This window comes from Flavobacterium sp. RSSB_23 (assembly GCF_051547145.1).
Lineage (GTDB): Bacteria > Bacteroidota > Bacteroidia > Flavobacteriales > Flavobacteriaceae > Flavobacterium.
In genome coordinates this window covers 1-257 of the sequence record NZ_JBPTTO010000073.1, presented here as the reverse complement: position 1 = coordinate 257, position 257 = coordinate 1, and the positions used below count along the sequence as shown (strand labels likewise).

Sequence of the window (257 nt, the reverse complement as noted above, 5' to 3'; positions counted from 1 at the left end):
GTTCCAGCAGGAAGGTTATCAACTGTTGCAGTGGTACCCACTACAGTATTGGAAGCATTTTTCCAAGAATAGGTTACAGTTCCCACAGCTCCAGTTACAGCACCCGCAGTTACAGAACCAGTGCTGGCTCCAAAGCAAGAAGCATCTTTTTTAGAAGAAGCACCCAAAGCCAAAGCCGCTTCAGGTTGTCCAATAGTTACTGAATTGGACTCAGAAGAACAAGAGTCACTAACCGTTACAGTATAGGTTCCAGCAGG

The 257-nt window shown here is 45.9% G+C and carries 1 protein-coding gene; it reads right to left on the bottom strand.

The window, feature by feature from the left end; genetic code table 11:
• Positions 1-257, bottom strand: a 257-nt coding sequence (locus ACSVH9_RS16430; RefSeq protein ID WP_438064647.1) for a hypothetical protein, incomplete at both ends; no start/stop codon positions are given.